The sequence below is a fragment of the Bradyrhizobium sp. WSM4872 genome (assembly GCF_055811715.1).
Window position 1 is genome coordinate 41,307 of sequence record NZ_JBVVPT010000023.1, and the last position, 15,386, is coordinate 56,692.

Here is a 15,386-nt window from a genome sequence, read left to right on the forward strand (position 1 = left end):
TAAAGCTGTCGCATGATTCCCTGGGAAAAGATCGATACCGCCAAAATCCCCGGCTCCGATGAAGAGCTTCGCCTGATGCGGCGAGGCAAGGAGTTTTCCATCAAGCTCGGCGCCAACGAGCTGATGAACAACCGCCTGTCGGGTTCGGAGGCTGCGCTCGCCACGCTCGCGGCGAAGCAGATCGAGACGGTCGCGAAACCTGTCGTCCTTATCGGGGGCCTGGGCATGGGTTTTACGCTGCGTGCGGCGCTGACCGTGCTCGGAAGCAAGGCGAAGATTGTGGTCTCCGAGCTCGTGCCGGCGGTGGTCGCCTGGGCGCGGGGCCCGATGGCGCAGGTGTTCGGCGACAGTCTCGATGATGTCAGGGTGAGCATCCGGGAAACCGACGTTGGCGAAATCATCCGGGCGCGGCGGTCGGCATTCGATGCCATCCTCCTCGACGTCGACAACGGACCGGAAGGGCTGACCCGGAAGGGCAACGATGCGCTCTACAATGCGAGCGGGTTGAAAGCGGCGAAGACGGCGTTGCGGCCGGGAGGCGTGCTCGCGGTCTGGTCCTCGGGACCCAACCCGGCCTTCACCAAGCGGCTCGGGAGCGCCGGCTTCGACGTCAATGAAGTCAACATTCGCGCCACCGGAAGAGGCGGTGGCGCGCGTCACGTGATCTGGTTGGCCAGGAAGAGTTAGGCGGCTATTTGTAGCCCGGATGAGCGGAGCGAAATCCGGGGCGGTCGATCCGCGCAAGAACCCGGATTGCGCTGCGCTCCATCCGGGCTACGGCTCCGAGCTAGAACATCGTGTTGTTGTTCGCCGGATTTTCCGGGATCGGTTGAACGACGTCCCAGTGTTCGACGACCTTGCCGTTCTCCAGCTTGAAGATGTCGACGATCGCGTTGCCCCTGCTGCCGGGCTCGCGAACCGCGTGAACGTGCAGGATCACGTAGTCCCCATCCACGAAGCTGCGCTTGATCTCGCTGTGCGAGTTCGGGAATTTCTCGCGGAGGAAGCCGATGAACTTTCGGAATCCGTCCGGACCGTCGGCCGCGTTGGGATTGTGCTGGACGTAGCGGTCGCCGACATGGGCGAGGGCTGCATCGGCGTCCTTTTGGTTGAGCCCCTTCTCGTAGAACGCAAGGACTGTTTTGCGATTGGCTTCTTCTTGCGCGCTACCCGCCATCGCGACGCCACTGGCGAGGGACAGCGTGAGGACTGAAGCAGCGACGATTGCGGCCGACCGGACGATGAGATGCATGTGAACTCCGAGAGGCCGCAGCCTCTTTGTTGGCGATTGAGGTTCTCGGCGATTGAAGGAGGCCAGTATAGCTTTCGGGCCGGCTTCCGTTAAGAGAGTAACCGGCAGCTCACATGGTCACCGCGAGGCGACCTGCTGCGCCGGTCAATCTACGCCGCCTGCGCCGCTGCGCTATGCGCGTGCTTGGCGATGGCGCCAATGATCTCTGGCCAGAACCGCATCGGCAGCGCGTGGCCCATGCCTTCGATCATCAACAGCTTGGCGCCCGGAATTGACTCTGCCGTGTCCCTGCCGCCCTCGGGACGGACCAGGGGATCGACGGTACCGTGAATGACCAGCGTCGGCATCTTCACGCCATGCAGCCGCTCCTTGCGGCTGCCGGAGGCGAGCACCGCGCGGAGCTGCCGGCCGACGCCGGCCGGATTGAGTCCGCGCGCGAACACGCGCTCGGCACGACCGGGATCGAGCGCCTCTTCTTCCGGAAAGGACCCGGCCCGCAACACGTTCCAGGTCTGGCCGTAGCGGACGATGAACTCCTCCTTGCTGCGCGGCGGCGGCGCCATCAGCATCGCGGCGGCCTCACGTGTCGGCGGCGGCACGCGCGGATTGCCGGTCGTCGACATGATCGAGGTCAGCGAGCGCACGCGCTCGGGAAACGACAACGTCACTTCCTGCGCAATCATGCCGCCCATGGACGCCCCGACCAGATGCGCCGACTTGATGCCGAGCGCATCCATCAGCCCGACCGTGTCTTTCGCCATGTCGATCAGCTTGTAGGTTGCGGCCACAGGAATCCTGAGGAAGCGGAGCTTCAACAGCTCGAGCGGCGTCAGGCGCTTGCCGCCGGTGAGATGGCTCGACTTGCCGATGTCGCGATTATCGAACCGAACGACGCGAAAGCCGTGCGCGGCGAGCTGCTCGCAGAACGCATCGTCCCAGTGGATCATCTGGGCGCCTAGCCCCATGATCAGGAGCAGCGGCTCGGCATTATCGTTGCCGAAAATCTCGTAACAGATGTCGATGCCGTTGGCGTGGACGGTTTGCGGCGGGTGATAGGCGTTCACGGGTGCGTTCCCTCGGCTTTGATCAATACTGTATCGCACGGTTTCCCCTCGCAATGAAGCTGCGTTCGCGACACCGGACCCGCTGCTTGCCGGTTGACCGGCACCGCGCAACGGTGTGGTATGGTGAAAAAAAGGAAGGGCATCGAAGCTCTCGAGTTCAGGAGGACGCCGATGACCGACAAGAGCAACGACCCCATTGCCATGTGGCAGAAGATGGTTGGCGAGATGGAGAAGGGGTTCAACTCCTTCGCCAATCAGGCGATGTCGTCGCCCGAGTTTTCGCAAGCCGTGAACCGGGCCGGCGGCGCTGCTGCAGGTGCTCAGAAGCAGCTCGGCGACCTCATGGAGAAATATCTGGTCTCCATGAATCTACCGAGCCGGGACCAGGTCACCGGCCTTGCGGAACGGCTGCAGTCCATCGAAGGACAGATCGGTGAGATCAAGTCGATGCTAAGCCAGATGGCTGCAAGTTCCGGCCTATCTCAGGGTCCCGATCCCGCATTGCGCCCGCCGCGCACCAAGCGGCCGCCATCTGAAGGCGGAGAGCAGACATGAATGCACCCGCCGGATTAGATTACGCAGGGATCCCGGAGCGCATCCAGTCCGAGGTGCAACGCGCCATTCAGCGCAGCATCAAGGGCGTCGAATATTTCTCGACGTCCGGTCCCACGCTCGGCTCAACCCCGAAGGACGTGTTGCATTCGCGCGGCACGATGAGCCTCTACCATTATCGGCCGATGTCCGACGAGATCTATCGAATTCCGATCTTGATCGTGATGGCGACCACCAATCGCGGTTACATTCTCGACCTCGTGCCCGGCCAGAGTTTCATCGAGTTCCTCTTGAAGCGCGGCTACGACGTTTACATGCTCGACTGGAGCGCGCCACGGCCGGAGGAGAAGAGTCTCCGCATGGAGGACTATGTCCTCGACTTCATCCCAGACTGCATCCGCCGCGTGCAGCAGGATTCCGGCGAACAAGACGTCTCCGTCATCGGTTATTGCTTTGGCGGCGTGCTGTCGCTGCTCTATGGCTCGATCCACAGGGACGGGCCGATGAAGAATTTGATCTGCTTCACCACGCCGATCGACTTTCGCGAGATGAAACTGTTCTCGAACTTCTCCGACCGTCGCTATTTCGACGTCGATCGCCTCGTCGACAGCGTCGGCAACGTGCCGCCCGAGATGATTCTGTCGTCGTTCGAGATGCTGCGCCCGGCCTCACGCACCGTCAGCCAGATCCAGCTCTGGGAAAACATCTGGAACGACGAGTTCGTCAAATCGTACCGGATGTTCGACCGCTGGGCGACCGACACGCTGCCGCTGGCCGGCGAATATTTCCGCACCATCACCAAGGACCTGATGTGGGACAACAAGCTGTTCAACGACACCATGTCGGTCGGCGGCCGTGCGGCGAAGCTCGAGGACATCAAGGTGCCGTTCCTGCACGCGGTGGCGGAGCATGACCACATCGTGCCGTATGAGGCGGCAAAGCACCTGATCGCCAAGATCGGATCGGAGGACAAGGAGGAGGTGATGCTGAAAGGCGGTCATGTCTCGCTCGTCGCCGGCGCCAATGCGGTGAAGCGGCTGTGGCCGAAACTGGATTCCTGGTTGGGGAAGAGATCGACATGAGTGAGCAGCGTTCCTATCCGCGTCATGTGAAGACGGACGCCGGCGATATCGAGATACGCCTGATGTCCCCGGCAGACGAAGCCGCGGTCCTCGCGTTCGGCAAGGGCCTGCCGACCCACGACCTGTTGTTCCTGCCGCGCAACATCAGTGAGGCGAAGGTGCTCTCCGCATGGGTCAAGGAGATCGAGCGCGGCGCGATCACGAGCCTGCTCGCGGTCAGGGGCGGCACGGTCGTCGGCTGCGGCACGCTCGTGCGCGACCCGCACTCCTGGTCGCCCCATGTCGGCGAGATCCGGATGGTGGTTTCGCTCGACGTGCGCGGGAAGGGGGTGGGACGGACGCTGTCGCAGGAGACCTTCGCACTCGCGCTCGGCGCCGGCCTCGAGAAGCTCTCGGTTCAGATGACGGTCGACCAGCAGGCAGCGATCACGCTGTTCGAGAGCCTCGGCTTCAAGGCCGAGGCCTTGCTGCGCGATCATGTCCGGGACGTCGATGGCAAGACCCACGACATCGTCGTGCTCGGTCATAACATCTCGCAGGTGCAGGCCCAGATGGAGGCCTATGGGCTGCCCGGCGCCGTCCAGCACTGAGAACCTCTGAGCGGGTGTTGGGACCCGGATGGTCAGGGAGGCGCCAGATTGCCTCACATTAGGGCTATTCACGATTTCGTGATATCGCACTGCAATATGTATATTGCATCGCACAATTAACTATGCCATATAAGTCATGCCCCGGGCCAAAACCGGACGGGGTGAGCCCATAGCTCAACCCAATGAGGATGGAGAGACCCCAATGACCACCGAAACCAACACCGCTTTCGAAGGCTTCAAGGACGCGTTCAAGAACATCCAGAACCTGGAAGTTCCCGAGGCCGCCCGCGAGTTCGTCAAGAAGTCCGCCAACACCGCCAAGGACCGTGCTGCCGAGGTGTTCGCTGGCTCCGAGCGCGTGACCGCTGCCGTCGAGAACGCGGTGACCGAGTCCGTCACCGAAGCCGGCAAGATCAGCCGCAACATCCAGCAGGCGATCTACGAGGACGCCGAGGCATTCTTCGCGGGCATCGACAAGCTCGCGTCCGCCAAGTCGTTCAGCGAAGCTGTCGAGATCCAGTCCGGCCTGCTCCGCGCCCGCGGCGAAGCGTTCGTCTCGCGCGCCAAGGCGACCACCGACTATTTCGGCAAGCTCGCCGCTAACGGTGCGAAGTCCGCTCAGGACAATTTTGCCAAGGTCTACAACAAGACCGCCTGATACGACGCCCTGAGTAAAACTGAATTTGAGGCCCGCTTCGGCGGGCCTTGTTTTTTGTCTCTTGCGTTCCCCGGATGCTGTGCAGCGCGCCGCGTTTGCGGCGTGGTGCACTGCTGATCCGGGGGCCATGCTGGGTCCCGGCTCTGCGGCGCATCGCTCCGCGCTGCACCGCGTCCGGGACACGCGGAGATCGACGCGCTAAGTATCTACCATGACTCCACCCGCCACCTTCTCGTTCGATTCCCCAGGCGACGCCGAACGCGCAGCCGAGCTTCGCCGCGTCAAAGCGCTGGCGACGCTGGTGCTGGGCTCGACGCTTGTCCTGTTCGTCGTCGCGAAATGGCTGCTGCCCGTGCATCCCGTGTTCGGTTTCATCGCGGCCTTTGCCGAAGCCGCGACCATCGGCGGGCTCGCCGACTGGTATGCGGTGGTGGCGCTGTTCAAGCGTCCACTGGGTCTGCCGATCCCGCACACCGCGATCATCCAGAGCAACCAGGCCCGTATCGCCGACAAGCTCGGCGAGTTCATCCAGGTGCATTTCCTCGAGGCTGCTCCCGTTGAGGCCAAGCTGAAGGAGATTGATTTCGGCTCCTTCGTCGCCGACTGGCTGCGCGACCGCAAGCGCAGCGACGACCTCGCGCGCTTTGCGCTGCGCCTGCTGCCGGAGGCCGTCTCTGCGACGGAAAGCTCGGGCCTGATGACCTTCATCCTTCGCCGCATGTCCTCGCAGCTCCAGGCCATCGATCTGGCGCCGCTCGCGGCCGGCACGTTGCGCGGGTTCGTCGCGGAGGGACGCCACCAGATCCTGTTCGACGATCTCCTGCGCGTGATGCACGAGACGCTGAACCAGACCGAGACGATGGCGATGATCCGCGAGAAGGTGCGTGCGGAGTTGCCGACCTTGCTCAGGCTCTACCGGGCCGACAAATTTCTGGTGAACAAGATCGTGGCCTCCGCCACCGCGTTCTTCAATGAAGTGCGCAGCGATCCCAAACATCCGTTCCGCGGCGAGTTCGATCGCATGGTGCTGAGCTTCGTCGACCGGCTCGGCACCGACCAGGCCTATGTCGACCGCATCGACGGCTTGAAGCGCGATCTGCTCGCGCGTCCCGAGCTTGCCGATCTCGCCCGCACCGTCTGGGCCAACACGCGGTCATTCATCGAGCGTAGTGCAAGCGGCGAGACGCAGGTGCTGCAGCATCATCTCGCCGGCATGTGCGTCGCGGCGGGCGAAGCGCTTGCCGGCGATGCCGAGCTTCGCGGCGAGATCAACAAGGGTCTGGTCGCGGTGCTCCGCAGTTTCGTCGCGGACCAGAAGAGCGGTGTTTCAACCTTCATCTCCGACCAGGTCAAGTCGTGGGACATGGCGCAGCTGATTTCGCTGATCGAAATCAACATCGGCCGCGACCTGCAATACATCCGCTTCAACGGCTCGCTGATCGGCGGGCTGGCGGGCCTTGCGCTTTACTCCGTAGAATTCCTGCTTCGATTGTTGTGACTTTTGCGTCACGGACGCCAGCATTAGCGCGCCGGCCTATTGTGGCCCGGTGTGTCTCCCGCTTGAATGTCGGGAACCCGCTGCCTAGCTGATTCATGTTGCGTTGCGGAACGATCAAGAAGCCGGCGTGTTGGAATCCCATACCCATTTGCCGGCAAACAACCGGTGGCCTTTTCAGCAATTCTCCCAAGGGGACCATTGATGACCACTACTGCCCAGACGCTGAGCCCACCGTCTCGCACCCTGATGTTCCTGGAAGGGCGAGCGATCCACGAGTTCGGCGCGTTCCTCGGCGCGCTGCCGCTGCTCAGCCTTGCGCCGCGCGGCGATGGACATCCGGTGCTGGTGCTGCCGGGCCTCGTGGCCTCCGACGGGTCCACGCGCGCGCTGCGGACGTTTCTGTCGGGCAAGGGCTATGCGGTGAGCGGCTGGCGCCAGGGCCGCAATTACGGCCTGCGCGAGGGCGTGCAGCACGCGATGGTGGATCTGGTTCAGGAGCTCAGCGACAGGCATGGCCGCAAGATCAGCCTGGTCGGCTGGAGCCTCGGCGGTCTCTATGCGCGCCAGCTCGCCAAGATGATGCCCGACCGCGTACGCCAGGTGATCACGCTCGGCAGCCCCTTTGCCGGCGATCCGCATTCGACCAACGCCTGGCGCGTCTATGAATGGGCGAGCGGGCGGAAGTCCGACGAGGTCGATCCGCAGTTCGGCGGCGATCTCGCCGTTCCGCCGCCGGTGCCGACCACGGCGATCTTCAGCCGCACCGACGGCGTCTGCGCCTGGCAGGGCTGCATGGAGAAGACGGGCACGCAGACCGAGAGCATCGAGATCGAGAGCAGCCATTGCGGCATGGGCCATCATCCGGCCGCTGTCTTCGCGGTGGCTGATCGCCTTGCGCAGAAGGAAGGCAGCTGGCGGCCCTTCGACCGTAGCGGCTGGCGCAGCGTGGTCTATCCCGATCCGCATCGGTAGCCGGGCCTGCATGGTTCGAGACGCGCGGCTTTGCCGCGCTCCTCACCATGAGGATTGAGACGACGTGGCGCGGCGCGTAGGTAGTTAGACCTCATCCTGAGGAGGCGCGAAGCGCCGTCTCGAAGGATTGAGCCCGGCTCTTGCATTGTCGCACCGGTCCATTGTCGCGCCCGCACCAAACGCGCTATGCCTCGCGCATGGCGCATCCGTTGTCCCGCATCATCGAGCAGCTCAAGCGCGAGCCGTCGCGCACCGGCTCTATCGTCATCACCGTGTTCGGCGATGCCATCGTGCCGCGTGGCGGCTCGGTATGGCTCGGCACGCTCCTGGAATTCTTCGAGACCCTGGACATCGACAGCGGCGTGGTGCGTACCGCGATGTCGCGGCTTGCCGCCGATGGCTGGCTGACGCGCGAAAAGGTCGGCCGCAATAGTTTTTACCGCTTGGCCGACAAGGGCCGCCAGATCTTCGAGGCCGCGACACGCCACATCTACGATCCGCCGCCATCCGACTGGACCGGGCGCTTCGAGCTGCTGCTGATCGGCAATGGCGAGGATCGCGACGCCTCGCGCGAGGCGCTCCGCAATGCCGGCTTCGGTAGCCCGCTGCCGGGCGTGTGGGTGGCGCCGTCCGGCGTGGCAGTGCCGGACGAAGCGGCGGGCGCCATCCGTCTGGAAGTCTCGGCCGAGGATGACAGCGGCCGCCGGCTGCTCAGCGCGAGCTGGCCGCTGGATCGCACCGCGGATGCCTATCTCAAGTTCATGAAGACGTTCGAGCCGCTGCGCGCCGTGATCGCACGGGGCAGCGACTTGTCCGAGGCCGACGCCTTCACCGCGCGCATCCTCCTGATCCACCATTACCGCCGCGTCGTGCTGCGCGATCCTCTGCTGCCCGAGAGCCTGCTGCCGGCCGATTGGCCGGGCAGGGCTGCCCGCGAACTCTGCGGCGAGATCTATCGGGCGCTGCTCGTCCCATCCGAACAATGGCTTGATGGCCATGGAACCAATGAGAAGGGGCCATTGCCACCGGCCCGAAAGCTTCTGGAGCGAAGGTTCGCGGCCTGATCGATATGTTACAGAAATATCTTGCATGACCTAGTTTCTGTTATATATTGCTCCCAATAAGATTGGGAGGATGCGCATGTATACCCAGGCGCTGAATACGGCCGAGAGCGATGATCGCGGCCTCGAGGACGCGGGCAAGGCTGCGCAGTTCCAGGCCCGCATCGATGCCGAGGAACGCATCGAGCCGAACGACTGGATGCCGGCGGCCTATCGCAAGACGCTCACCCGTCAGATCTCCCAGCACGCTCATTCCGAAATCGTCGGCATGCTGCCCGAGGGCAACTGGATCACGCGTGCGCCGTCCTTGCGCCGCAAGGCCGCGCTGCTCGCCAAGGTGCAGGACGAGTGCGGCCATGGCCTTTATCTCTATGCCGCCGCCGAGACGCTCGGCACGTCGCGCGAAGAGCTGGTCGACGCCATGCTCGCGGGCAAGGCAAAATATTCCTCGATCTTCAACTATCCGACGCTGACCTGGGCCGACATCGGCACCATCGGCTGGCTGGTCGACGGCGCCGCGATCATGAACCAGATCCCGCTGTGCCGCTGCTCCTACGGTCCCTATGCACGCGCGATGATCCGCGTCTGCAAGGAAGAGTCGTTCCACCAGCGCCAGGGCTACGAGATCATGCTGACGCTATGCCGTGGCTCCGACGAGCAGAAGGCGATGGCGCAGGACGCCCTGAACCGCTGGTGGTGGCCGGTGCTGATGATGTTCGGCCCGCCCGATGCCACCAGCCAGCACAGCGACACCTCGACGAAGTGGAAGATCAAGCGCTTCTCCAATGACGAGCTGCGGCAGAAGTTCGTCGACGCCACCGTCCCGCAGGCGCAATATCTCGGCCTCACCATTCCCGATCCCGGCATGATTCAGGATGCGGACGGGCACTGGCGCTACAGCGAGATCGACTGGACCGAGTTCAAGCAGGTGCTCGCCGGCAACGGCCCCTGCAATCGTGACCGGATGGCCGCGCGCCGCAAGGCGCACGACGAGGGCGCCTGGGTACGCGAGGCGGCAGCTAGCTATGCCGCCAAGCGCGCGCAGCGTCGAACTGCACAAGCGGCAGAGTAGGGAGATCGCGATGGCCACGCCGAACACGCCGCTGTGGGAAGTCTTCATTCGCAGCCGCAACGGGCTCGCGCACAAGCATGTCGGCTCGCTGCATGCGAGCGACGCCACGATGGCTTTGCAGGCCGCCCGCGATATCTACACCCGTCGCGGCGAGGGTCTTTCGATCTGGGTCGTGCCGTCGACGGCGATCACTGCGAGCGACCCCGCAGACAAGGGCATGATGTTCGAGCCGGCGGAATCGAAGATCTACCGGCACCCGACGTTTTACGAGGTGCCCGAGGAAGTGGGGCACATGTGATGCCCGTCGCGAACATCCAGGTCTCCGAAACGCCGCTAGTGCTTTACGCATTGCGCCGCGCCGACGATGCGCTGATCCTCGGCCACCGGCTGTCGGAATGGTGCGGACATGCGCCGATGCTGGAAGAGGACATGGCGCTCTCCAACATCGCGCTCGACCTCATCGGCCAGGCCCGCGAGCTCTACTCTTACGCCGCCAAGGCCGAAGGCAAAGACAACGACGAGGACAAGCTCGCCTACCTGCGCGACGTCAGGCAGTACCGCAATCTGCTGCTGGTCGAGCAGCCCAATGGCGATTTCGCCCAGACACTGGTGCGGCAGTTTTTCTACTCCGCCTTCGCTGATCTCTACTGGCGGGCGATGATGAGTTCGCGCGACGCTGCGCTTGCGGCCATTGCCGCCAAGTCGGAGAAGGAGAGCGCCTATCACCTTCGCCATGCCTCGGAGTGGATCATCCGGCTGGGCGACGGCACCGACGAGAGCCATGCCCGCGCGCAGGCCGCGATCGATCATCTCTGGGCGTTCACCGGTGAGATGTTTGCCGTCCACGACGGCGAGCGCGCCTTGATCCATGCCGGTATCGCCGTAGACCCAGGGACCTTGCGAGGTGCCTGGCTGACGACACTCTCGGACGTGATCGGCGAAGCCACGCTCAAACTGCCGCAGAACGACTGGATGCAGCAGGGCGGCCGCGTGGGCCGGCACAGCGAACATCTTGGCCATCTTCTGTCCGAGCTGCAGTCGGTACAGCGCACCTTCCCGGGGCAGACATGGTGATGGTGCTGGAGCCCCATAGCGAACTGCGCCAACGGGCCTGGGATGCCGCGGCGAGCGTGGTCGATCCCGAAATTCCGGTTTTGACCATCGCCGATCTCGGCGTGCTGCGTGATGTTGTCCTCGATGGTGATCACGTCGAGGTCGCGATCACCCCGACCTATTCGGGCTGCCCGGCCATGAACATGATCGCGCTGGAAATCGAGGTCGCGCTGGAGCGCGCGGGTTTCCGCAGTCCAAAGGTCCGCACCGTACTGTCGCCGGCCTGGACCACCGACTGGATGAGCGAGGAGGGCAGGGGGAAGCTTCACGCCTACGGAATCGCGCCGCCGCAAGCTTCGAATTCACGCCGCGCACTGTTCGGCGAGCAAGCCGTTGCGTGCCCGCAATGCGGCTCGGCGAATACCGAGCTGCTGTCCGAATTCGGCTCCACCTCCTGCAAGGCGCTCTGGCGCTGCAGGGCCTGCCGCGAACCCTTTGATTATTTCAAATGTCATTGATCATGTCAGCAGCCGCACCGCGCTTCCATCGCCTAGCCGTCAACGACCTCCGCCGCGAGGCGTCGGACGCCATATCGCTGACATTCGCCATCCCGGCGGAGCTTGCGACCGACTACGCCTTCACGCCCGGCCAATACCTCACGCTCCGCACCGTGCTGGATGGCGAGGAAGTGCGCCGCTCCTATTCGATCTGCTCCGGTCCTGAGGACGGCGAGATCCGCATCGCCGTGAAGAAGGTGGACGGCGGCGCGTTTTCGAGCTGGGCGGCGGACGATCTGAAGTGCGGCGACGCGCTGGACGTGATGACGCCCACGGGACGCTTCGGCGTGATCCCGCCGGCCAGCGCCGGCCGGATCCATGTCGGCTTTGCCGCAGGCTCCGGCATCACGCCGATCCTTTCGATCGTCAAGGGCACGCTTGCGCGCGAACCGGACAGCCGCTTCTTCCTGTTCTACGGCAATCGCACGACCGACAACATCATGTTCCTCGAGGCGCTCGAAGAGCTCAAGGATAGCTACATCGACCGGCTCTCGATCTTCCACGTCATCTCGGGCGAGGAACAGGACATTCCGATCCTGCACGGCCGACTCGACGGCGACAAGGTGAGGGTGCTGCTGCGTTCGCTCGTGCCGGCGGGAAGCGTCGATCACGTCTTCATCTGCGGCCCCCTCGGCATGAGCGAGGACATCGAGGCGACCTGCCGAGGGCTCGGCATCACGGAAGAGCGGATCCATGTCGAGCGCTTCGTCTCCGAGTTCGGCGGCAAGCCGCGGCCGAAGAAGATCGTTGCGCCGGACGCGCCGCCGAAAGCGATCGCGTCGCTGATCATCGACGGCAAGCGCCGCGATGTGCCGGTGGCCCAGGACGAGGCGATCCTCGACGCCGCGCTACGCGCAGGTGTCGATCTGCCCTTCGCTTGCAAGGGCGGCATGTGCTCGACCTGCCGTGCCAAACTGGTGGAGGGTGAGGCGCCGATGGATGTCAACTACTCGCTGGAACCGTGGGAGCTGAAGGCCGGCTTTGTCCTGACCTGTCAGGCCAAGCCATCGTCGGAGCGGGTCGTGGTCGATTACGACCAAGTTTGACAGTCTTAGCCAGGCAGCAGAACATCGTGTCCAAACAATCGGACGGGAGGAGCGCGTGAACGTCAAAGCCACCTTGTCGCCCGAGGATGTTGCCCGCGCCTGCGCCGATGCGATGTGGGCGGAGGACGATGCCTCCAAAGGACTCGGCATGGAGATCGTCGAGGTCGGGCCGGGCTATGCCACGCTGGCCATGACTGTACGGCCGGACATGGTCAACGGCCAGCGCATTGCCCATGGCGGCTTCATCTTCACGCTGGCCGATTCGGCCTTCGCTTTCGCATGCAACTCGCACAACGATCGCGTCGTAGCGGCGCAGGGCCAGATCACCTTCATCAAGCCGGGCAAGCTCGGCGATCGCCTCGTCGCAAAGGCGCGCGAGGTCACGCGCGGCGGGCGCTCCGGCATCTATGACGTGCGCGTCACCGCCGGCGATACAGTCATCGCCGAATTCCGCGGGCATTCGCGGGTTATTTCCGGTTCGTGGTTGCCGACGCAAGATCAATAAAGAAAAGAACAAACCAATGATGTGGGGAAACGAGGATGGCTCTGACGAGGCTCAAGGAACGTGGTAACACCTATCGCGCCGAAATGGATGCGCATGAGCGCGCGTCGCGCGACGAGATCAAGGCGCTCCAGACGGAGCGGCTGGCCTGGTCGCTGAAGCACGCTTACGACAACGTCCCGCACTATCGCAACGCCTTCGACGCGGCTGGCGTGCACCCGTCCGACTTTCGAGAGCTCTCGGACCTTGCGAAATTTCCGTTCACCGTAAAAACGGACCTGCGCGACAATTATCCCTTCAGCATGTTTGCCGTGCCCCGTGAAAAGCTGGTGCGCGTGCATGCGTCCTCCGGCACGACGGGCAAGCCGATCGTGGTGGGCTATACGCAACGCGACATCGACACCTGGTCGGAGGTGATGGCGCGCTCGATCCGCGCCGCCGGCGGCCGCACCGGCATGATCATCCACAATGCCTATGGCTACGGTCTCTTCACCGGCGGGTTGGGGGTGCACTATGGCGCCGAAAAGCTCGGTTGCACCGTGGTGCCGATCTCCGGGGGCATGACCGAGCGGCAGGTGCAGCTCATCAACGACTTCCGGCCCGACATCATCACGGTGACGCCGAGCTACATGTTGGCGATCCTCGACGAGTTCAAGCGTCAGAAGCTCGATCCGCGTCAATGCTCGCTCAAGGTCGGCATTTTTGGCGCGGAGCCCTGGACCAATGCGATGCGCGGCGAGATCGAAGACGCCTTCGACATGGACGCGACCGACATCTACGGTCTTTCCGAGGTGATCGGGCCCGGCGTCGCGCAGGAATGTATCGAGACCAAGGACGGCCTGCACATCTGGGAGGATCATTTCTATCCTGAAGTCATCGACCCCGAGACCGGTGCGGTGCTGCCCGACGGGGAGAAGGGCGAACTGGTGTTTACTTCGCTCACCAAGGAAGCCTTTCCGGTGATCCGCTATCGCACCCGCGACCTGACGCGGCTTCTGCCGGGCACGGCGCGGCCCGGCATGCGGCGGATGGAGAAGGTGACGGGGCGCTCGGACGACATGATCATCCTGCGCGGCGTCAATCTGTTCCCGACCCAGATCGAGGAGGTTCTGCTGGCGACCGATTGGTGCGGCGGGCACTTCGTCCTGGAACTCACCCGCGAAGGCCGGATGGACGAGCTGACCATCATCGCCGAGGCGCGGCCTGAGAGCTGGGACGGCCGGGGTCTCATCGATCATGCCGACCGGATCTCGACTCATATCAAGAACACGATCGGGATCAGCTCCAACGTGCGGGTGGTTGCGCCTGCGACATTGGAACGTTCGCTCGGCAAGGCCAAGCGCCTCTACGACAAGCGGCCGAAGGATTGACTTGATCGTCCGCAGAGGCGACAAGGCCCGCGAGAAATCGCGGGTCTTTCCATGTCAACAGCCGATCCCAAAGCCGTCGACGCGCGCTGTGTGCGCCTCAATGCCAAGGCCGAGAACGCGGCTGCGGTTGCGCCGGTGGTCGAGCCTCACGCGCTTGTTCGCGGCCCTAGCGATCTGCTGATCGAGCTGAAGGCCGCCGCCGTCAATCCCTCCGACGTCAAGGCCGCGACCGGGCTGATGCCGTATGCCGTCTTCCCACGCACGCCGGGTCGCGATTACGCCGGCGTGGTGATCGAGGGGCCGGCCGGTACCATCGGCCGCGAGGTGTTCGGCTCCTCCGGCGATCTCGGCATCCGTCGCGACGGCACTCACGCCAGCCATCTCGTCGTTGAATCCGACGCGGTGGTCGATAAGCCCAAGACCGTGTCCTGGGAGGAGGCCGCCGGCATCGGGGTGCCCTTTGTCACCGCCATGGAGGGTTTTCGCCGCGCCGGTGGGCCGAAGAGCGGCGAGACCGTTCTCGTGTTCGGCGTCAATGGCAAGGTCGGTCAAGCTGCGGTGCAGATCGCGACGTGGCAGGGCGCGCGTGTCATCGGCGTGGTGCGCAAGGCGGAAGCTTATGAGGGCCATACCAACGCGTCCATCGAGGTGATCGACGCTTCCACGACCGATGTCCCCACGCGCGTGCGCGAGTTGACCGATAGTAGAGGCGCCGACATCGTCTTCAACACGGTCGGCGATCCCTATTTCCAGGCGGCGCACAAGTCGCTCGCGCTTCGCGGCCGCCAGATCCTGATCGCCGCGATCGACCGCATCGTGCAGTTCAACATTCTCGAATTCTACCGCGGGCAACATACCTATGTCGGCATCGACACGCTCGGCCTGTCGTCGATCGCGACAGGCGCTGTGCTGCGTGACCTCGGCCCGGGCTTCGCGAGCGGGCACCTGAAACCGTTCCCGATCAAGGCGAACGCCGTCTATCCGCTCGAACGCGCGAAGGAGGCCTATGTCGCCGTTGCCGGCTCGTCGCGGGATCGTGTGATCCTGAAGCCTTGAT

The 15,386-nt window shown here is 63.9% G+C and carries 18 protein-coding genes; 16 read left to right on the plus strand and 2 right to left on the minus strand.

Going from position 1 to position 15,386, the window contains the following annotated elements; all coding sequences use genetic code 11:
• The first annotated feature begins 12 nt into the window (after window positions 1–12).
• On the plus strand, window positions 13–687 hold the full coding sequence (locus AC0L3C_RS25985; protein ID WP_473409307.1) for a spermine/spermidine synthase domain-containing protein: 675 nt from the start codon (window positions 13–15) through the stop codon (window positions 685–687).
• 100 nt (window positions 688–787) lie between these two features.
• Here AC0L3C_RS25985 and AC0L3C_RS25990 read toward each other — a convergent pair whose 3' ends face one another.
• Together AC0L3C_RS25990 and AC0L3C_RS25995 are read right to left on the minus strand one after the other, a co-directional pair.
• The gene (locus tag AC0L3C_RS25990; protein ID WP_473264126.1) at window positions 788–1,252 is read right to left on the minus strand and encodes a nuclear transport factor 2 family protein; all 465 of its coding nucleotides are present in this window, start codon (window positions 1,250–1,252) and stop codon (window positions 788–790) included.
• A 149-nt stretch (window positions 1,253–1,401) separates the two neighbouring features.
• Entirely contained in the window at window positions 1,402–2,316 is a 915-nt protein-coding gene (locus AC0L3C_RS25995; RefSeq protein WP_473409308.1) for an alpha/beta fold hydrolase, read from the minus strand.
• 171 nt (window positions 2,317–2,487) lie between these two features.
• Here AC0L3C_RS25995 and AC0L3C_RS26000 point away from each other — a divergent pair, with 171 nt between their 5' ends.
• The 15 genes from AC0L3C_RS26000 to AC0L3C_RS26070 all read left to right on the plus strand — a co-directional run bounded on the left by AC0L3C_RS26000 (window position 2,488) and on the right by AC0L3C_RS26070 (window position 15,385).
• On the plus strand, window positions 2,488–2,871 hold the full coding sequence (locus AC0L3C_RS26000; protein ID WP_473409309.1) for a hypothetical protein: 384 nt from the start codon (window positions 2,488–2,490) through the stop codon (window positions 2,869–2,871).
• Window positions 2,868–3,950 carry a PHA/PHB synthase family protein gene (locus tag AC0L3C_RS26005; protein ID WP_473264124.1) on the plus strand — a complete coding sequence of 361 codons (1,083 nt, stop codon included), beginning with the start codon at window positions 2,868–2,870 and terminating at the stop codon, window positions 3,948–3,950. Before AC0L3C_RS26000 ends, AC0L3C_RS26005 begins: the two co-directional genes overlap by 4 nt.
• On the plus strand, window positions 3,947–4,540 hold the full coding sequence (locus AC0L3C_RS26010; protein ID WP_473264123.1) for a GNAT family N-acetyltransferase: 594 nt from the start codon (window positions 3,947–3,949) through the stop codon (window positions 4,538–4,540). Before AC0L3C_RS26005 ends, AC0L3C_RS26010 begins: the two co-directional genes overlap by 4 nt.
• Before the next feature lie 202 nt (window positions 4,541–4,742).
• Entirely contained in the window at window positions 4,743–5,198 is a 456-nt protein-coding gene (locus tag AC0L3C_RS26015; protein WP_027568907.1) for a phasin, read from the plus strand.
• Window positions 5,199–5,409: 211 nt separating this feature from the next.
• Window positions 5,410–6,696, plus strand: a complete 1,287-nt coding sequence (locus AC0L3C_RS26020; RefSeq protein WP_473409310.1) for a DUF445 domain-containing protein — start codon at window positions 5,410–5,412, stop codon at window positions 6,694–6,696.
• Window positions 6,697–6,897: 201 nt separating this feature from the next.
• Window positions 6,898–7,668 carry an esterase/lipase family protein gene (locus tag AC0L3C_RS26025; protein WP_473264121.1) on the plus strand — a complete coding sequence of 257 codons (771 nt, stop codon included), beginning with the start codon at window positions 6,898–6,900 and terminating at the stop codon, window positions 7,666–7,668.
• A 197-nt stretch (window positions 7,669–7,865) separates the two neighbouring features.
• Window positions 7,866–8,732 carry a phenylacetic acid degradation operon negative regulatory protein PaaX gene (gene paaX, locus AC0L3C_RS26030; protein WP_473409311.1) on the plus strand — a complete coding sequence of 289 codons (867 nt, stop codon included), beginning with the start codon at window positions 7,866–7,868 and terminating at the stop codon, window positions 8,730–8,732.
• 76 nt (window positions 8,733–8,808) lie between these two features.
• Window positions 8,809–9,801 carry a 1,2-phenylacetyl-CoA epoxidase subunit PaaA gene (gene paaA, locus AC0L3C_RS26035; RefSeq protein WP_007607910.1) on the plus strand — a complete coding sequence of 331 codons (993 nt, stop codon included), beginning with the start codon at window positions 8,809–8,811 and terminating at the stop codon, window positions 9,799–9,801.
• Window positions 9,802–9,811: 10 nt separating this feature from the next.
• Window positions 9,812–10,099 carry a 1,2-phenylacetyl-CoA epoxidase subunit PaaB gene (paaB, locus tag AC0L3C_RS26040; RefSeq protein ID WP_106942621.1) on the plus strand — a complete coding sequence of 96 codons (288 nt, stop codon included), beginning with the start codon at window positions 9,812–9,814 and terminating at the stop codon, window positions 10,097–10,099.
• The gene (gene paaC, locus AC0L3C_RS26045) at window positions 10,099–10,875 is read left to right on the plus strand and encodes a 1,2-phenylacetyl-CoA epoxidase subunit PaaC (protein ID WP_473409312.1); all 777 of its coding nucleotides are present in this window, start codon (window positions 10,099–10,101) and stop codon (window positions 10,873–10,875) included. Before paaB ends, paaC begins: the two co-directional genes overlap by 1 nt.
• Complete coding sequence (gene paaD, locus AC0L3C_RS26050; protein WP_473409313.1) at window positions 10,869–11,372, plus strand: 1,2-phenylacetyl-CoA epoxidase subunit PaaD; 504 nt, start codon at window positions 10,869–10,871, stop codon at window positions 11,370–11,372. Before paaC ends, paaD begins: the two co-directional genes overlap by 7 nt.
• A gap of 2 nt (window positions 11,373–11,374) precedes the next feature.
• Window positions 11,375–12,457, plus strand: coding sequence for a 1,2-phenylacetyl-CoA epoxidase subunit PaaE (paaE, locus tag AC0L3C_RS26055; RefSeq protein WP_473409314.1), 1,083 nt, complete (start codon window positions 11,375–11,377; stop codon window positions 12,455–12,457).
• Between the two features lie 55 nt (window positions 12,458–12,512).
• On the plus strand, window positions 12,513–12,962 hold the full coding sequence (gene paaI / locus AC0L3C_RS26060) for a hydroxyphenylacetyl-CoA thioesterase PaaI (RefSeq protein WP_473264116.1): 450 nt from the start codon (window positions 12,513–12,515) through the stop codon (window positions 12,960–12,962).
• Window positions 12,963–12,997: 35 nt separating this feature from the next.
• Window positions 12,998–14,329 carry a phenylacetate--CoA ligase PaaK gene (paaK, locus tag AC0L3C_RS26065; RefSeq protein WP_473409315.1) on the plus strand — a complete coding sequence of 444 codons (1,332 nt, stop codon included), beginning with the start codon at window positions 12,998–13,000 and terminating at the stop codon, window positions 14,327–14,329.
• Between the two features lie 51 nt (window positions 14,330–14,380).
• Window positions 14,381–15,385, plus strand: coding sequence for a quinone oxidoreductase family protein (locus AC0L3C_RS26070; RefSeq protein ID WP_473409316.1), 1,005 nt, complete (start codon window positions 14,381–14,383; stop codon window positions 15,383–15,385).
• Window position 15,386: the final 1 nt, after the last annotated feature.

Bases quoted from the DNA above. Each gene is read 5' to 3' on its own strand.
- AC0L3C_RS25985 (WP_473409307.1), top strand. From the start codon at position 13: ATGATTCCCTGGGAAAAGATCGATACCGCCAAAATCCCCGGCTCCGAT.
- AC0L3C_RS25990 (WP_473264126.1), bottom strand. From the start codon at position 1,252: ATGCATCTCATCGTCCGGTCGGCCGCAATCGTCGCTGCTTCAGTCCTC.
- AC0L3C_RS26000 (WP_473409309.1), top strand. From the start codon at position 2,488: ATGACCGACAAGAGCAACGACCCCATTGCCATGTGGCAGAAGATGGTT.
- AC0L3C_RS26005 (WP_473264124.1), top strand. From the start codon at position 2,868: ATGAATGCACCCGCCGGATTAGATTACGCAGGGATCCCGGAGCGCATC.
- AC0L3C_RS26010 (WP_473264123.1), top strand. From the start codon at position 3,947: ATGAGTGAGCAGCGTTCCTATCCGCGTCATGTGAAGACGGACGCCGGC.
- AC0L3C_RS26015 (WP_027568907.1), top strand. From the start codon at position 4,743: ATGACCACCGAAACCAACACCGCTTTCGAAGGCTTCAAGGACGCGTTC.
- AC0L3C_RS26020 (WP_473409310.1), top strand. From the start codon at position 5,410: ATGACTCCACCCGCCACCTTCTCGTTCGATTCCCCAGGCGACGCCGAA.
- AC0L3C_RS26025 (WP_473264121.1), top strand. From the start codon at position 6,898: ATGACCACTACTGCCCAGACGCTGAGCCCACCGTCTCGCACCCTGATG.
- paaX (WP_473409311.1), top strand. From the start codon at position 7,866: ATGGCGCATCCGTTGTCCCGCATCATCGAGCAGCTCAAGCGCGAGCCG.
- paaA (WP_007607910.1), top strand. From the start codon at position 8,809: ATGTATACCCAGGCGCTGAATACGGCCGAGAGCGATGATCGCGGCCTC.
- paaB (WP_106942621.1), top strand. From the start codon at position 9,812: ATGGCCACGCCGAACACGCCGCTGTGGGAAGTCTTCATTCGCAGCCGC.
- paaC (WP_473409312.1), top strand. From the start codon at position 10,099: ATGCCCGTCGCGAACATCCAGGTCTCCGAAACGCCGCTAGTGCTTTAC.
- paaD (WP_473409313.1), top strand. From the start codon at position 10,869: ATGGTGATGGTGCTGGAGCCCCATAGCGAACTGCGCCAACGGGCCTGG.
- paaE (WP_473409314.1), top strand. From the start codon at position 11,375: ATGTCAGCAGCCGCACCGCGCTTCCATCGCCTAGCCGTCAACGACCTC.
- paaK (WP_473409315.1), top strand. From the start codon at position 12,998: ATGGCTCTGACGAGGCTCAAGGAACGTGGTAACACCTATCGCGCCGAA.
- AC0L3C_RS26070 (WP_473409316.1), top strand. From the start codon at position 14,381: ATGTCAACAGCCGATCCCAAAGCCGTCGACGCGCGCTGTGTGCGCCTC.